Below are 3,121 nucleotides of genomic sequence, written 5' to 3'. Positions count from 1 at the left end.
ATTGCACGTGCACGTTTGATAGATGTAGTCAATTTGCGTTGATGTTTTGCGCAAGTACCGGAAATACGACGAGGTAAGATTTTGCCGCGTTCAGTCGTAAAACGACGAAGTTTAGCAACGTCTTTATAGTCGATTTGATCGATATGGTCTGCACAGAAAACGCATACTTTTCTTCTTGGCTTTCTGCTTCTATCTCTTCTCATTGCGAATCCTCCTTTTCGAATTAGTAGGAGTCCCTGACACTAGAACGGGATGTTTTCGTCATCGCCGCCTGTACTGAAACTATCAAAATTGGACCCACCTTCGAAAGAATTAGTGTTCATATCAAGGGATTGGCCCACAAAGTTCGCTACCACTTCAGTAACGTACCGTTTTTGACCGTCCTGAGTCTCGTAAGAACGAGTTTGCAAACGACCTTCTACAAAGCAACGACTGCCTTTGCGAAGATTGCCTGCCGCTTCACCAAGTTTCCCCCACGCAACACAGTTGATGAAAGCAGTTTGTTCTTTCGTCTCATTTGTTGTGGAATCAATATAGGTATTTGTAGCAGCCACTGTAAAAGTTGCTACCGCACGACCAGTTTTGGTATAGCGTACTTCAGGATCACGAGCTAAATTACCTAGAATTTGTACAGAGTTCATGTTTTCCTCCAGGCTTTAATTATGCTTCGTGTTTAACAATTAGATGTCTTAGGACTTCATCGTTGATTTTCAATACACGATCGATTTCTTTGATTTCAGCAGGGGCTGCCTCAAAATTAATCAATACATAGAAACCGTCAGTGAATTTCTTCACCGCGTAAGCAAGACGACGCTTGCCCCAACGATCTACCTTTTCTACTGTGCCGCCTACACGAGCAATTAAAGCTTCTACTTTTTCAATAACAGCGTTAGTTGCTTCCTCTTCAGCTGGTTTCACAATAAACATGACTTCGTATTTGTTCATACAAAATCACCTCCTCTTTCGGACTAATGCCCCTATCGACACATAGGGGTAGGAAGTGCTTACCATCAATAAGCCTTACTATTATAACCTAAAAAAATGATGAAAGCAAGGGTTCAGTTTAAGGCCTTGCTTTCACAAATATTATATACGATTATATTTTTCATCCTCAGGAAAAGCAATAATAGCGCAGATAATTACAAATATTGCTATTACACCCATCATAGGATAGGCCGTATCATTTGGCAAGAAGGTAAGTATCAACGATGACACAATACCACTACCATATTGCATGGCACCTAATAGTGCTGCCCCGGACCCGGCCATTCTACCTGCTCTATCTAAAGCTAATGCATTTGTTACTGCTGCAATAATGCCGTTCATGGAAAAGAATAAAAAACAGCCAATAACGATTAACCACAGTGAATGGTAACCTAAGAACATCAAACCCATAACAATGGATACACAAATAGCAGCAAATAGTGTGGCAAATTTCAATAGTCTATCGAGGCGTATAGCACTTACAATACGACGATTAATAGCACTTAACAACATAACACCAATAATATTGACAGAAAAGAGATAACCAAAATATTCTTTGGGCACTTCATACACATCTATATATACATAAGGTGATCCCGTTAAAAACGAATAAATAGCAATATAAAATGAGCTAACACATAGTGTATATTTCATAAAACCTTTGTTGCGTAACAAAATCCAATAATTATTATAAGTATGACCTATAGACTTTTTACTCCGCTTCTCTACAGGATGTGTTTCCGGAAGCACTAATACGGCAACGAGCATTAAAAGCCCTATACCAACAAGCAACCAGAATATAGAATGCCATGTATACCATACAAGTAGATGGCCTGCCAACATCGGCCCTGCAATAGGCGCTATGGCCATAACAATAGCTAAGGTAGATAACATTTTAGCCGCTTCAGTCCGACCATATAAATCCCGAATCATAGCCCGCGATAGCATCGGTCCTACGCAAGCACCAAATGCCTGAAACACACGCCAAGCCAATAACTCCATCATAGAGGAACTCAAGGCACAACCTACAGAACCAATGATAAATAAAGCCACCCCTATAATCAGTGGCTTCTTACGACCAATTTTATCGCTAACGGCGCCCCAAAAAAGCTGAGCTAGCGCAAACCCAATTAAGAAACCCGTCAACGTAAGCTCCGCATCACCATTGAGGTCACGCCCCATCTCAGGCATAGCCGGCAAATAAATATCCGTCGACAACGATGTAAACGCCATCAAAGCACTTAATATAGACGTAAAAAGCCATCCCTTATTGCTAATCGTCAGCATAAAGACACCACTTTCATATAAAACCGCACTATAATATGTATTCATTTAGATTATATCAGAAATAAAATTAATGCTATATAAAGTTTTGATTTTTTCAATAAAAAAGCGTAGTAAAATACTACGCAAAAATTGGTCTATAGTAATATCACTCTTTGCACTATTCAAATAGTATAAAGACAAAAGCCTAACGCAACAGAGTATACAAAATACTCGCACGCTAGGCAATCCTAAAAAATGTTTATAAGATGAGCCTAACGCTACCACACGTCGATGGCTCTCTTTTTATTTATTATACAACATAAATATAATTTCTAAAAGAAATTATAAAACAAATGGTATGACTAATAAAGTCCTCATAATACGACCTTTTATAGTCATAGACTTAAACAATATTTATATAAATCAGAAATTCTATAGAAAATCCTTGCGTCATTATTCTATATAATTTACTATATATAGAGAAATCTGATTATAAAAAGGAGTCATCATGGCTAATATCAATGAAAACTACTTAAACCTACAAGGTTCTTATTTATTCGCTAATATTGCTAAAAAGGTAAATGAGTACCAAACTGCTCATCCAGATGCAGATATTATTCGTCTTGGTATCGGCGATGTTACATTACCTCTTGCTCCAGCAATTATCGATGCTATGAGTAAAGCTGTTCAAGAAATGGGAAAAGCAGAAACATTCCGAGGTTATGGCCCCGAACAAGGTTATGACTTCTTACGTCAAGCTATTATTGATGGCGATTACAAACCATTGGGCGTAGATATCGCTATTGACGAAGTATTCGTTTCCGATGGTGCAAAATCTGACGTTGGTAATATCCAAGAGTTATTCAGCGAA

4 protein-coding genes and 1 pseudogene are annotated in these 3,121 nt (G+C 38.4%); 1 reads left to right on the top strand and 4 read right to left on the bottom strand.

Annotated elements, in window-relative coordinates; all coding sequences use genetic code 11:
- The 4 genes from rpsR to RYO55_RS09630 form a co-directional block, all read right to left on the bottom strand.
- A partial coding sequence (gene rpsR / locus RYO55_RS09645) for a 30S ribosomal protein S18 (protein ID WP_314985303.1) occupies window positions 1-203 on the bottom strand: 203 nt, incomplete at its 3' end.
- A 39-nt stretch (window positions 204-242) separates the two neighbouring features.
- A complete protein-coding gene (locus RYO55_RS09640) occupies window positions 243-641 on the bottom strand; it encodes a single-stranded DNA-binding protein (RefSeq protein WP_004693797.1) in 399 nt (132 codons plus the stop codon).
- A gap of 19 nt (window positions 642-660) precedes the next feature.
- On the bottom strand, window positions 661-945 hold the full coding sequence (rpsF, locus tag RYO55_RS09635) for a 30S ribosomal protein S6 (protein WP_004693799.1): 285 nt from the start codon (window positions 943-945) through the stop codon (window positions 661-663).
- 141 nt (window positions 946-1,086) lie between these two features.
- A complete protein-coding gene (locus RYO55_RS09630) occupies window positions 1,087-2,271 on the bottom strand; it encodes a multidrug effflux MFS transporter (RefSeq protein WP_314985302.1) in 1,185 nt (394 codons plus the stop codon).
- A 487-nt stretch (window positions 2,272-2,758) separates the two neighbouring features.
- Between RYO55_RS09630 and RYO55_RS09625 the strand changes: the two are divergent.
- A pseudogene (locus tag RYO55_RS09625) lies at window positions 2,759-3,121 on the top strand (LL-diaminopimelate aminotransferase); the annotation flags it as partial.

The sequence above is a fragment of the uncultured Veillonella sp. genome, assembly GCF_963551295.1.
In the GTDB taxonomy this organism is placed as follows: domain Bacteria; phylum Bacillota; class Negativicutes; order Veillonellales; family Veillonellaceae; genus Veillonella.
This window is presented reverse-complemented; position numbering and strand designations above follow the sequence as displayed.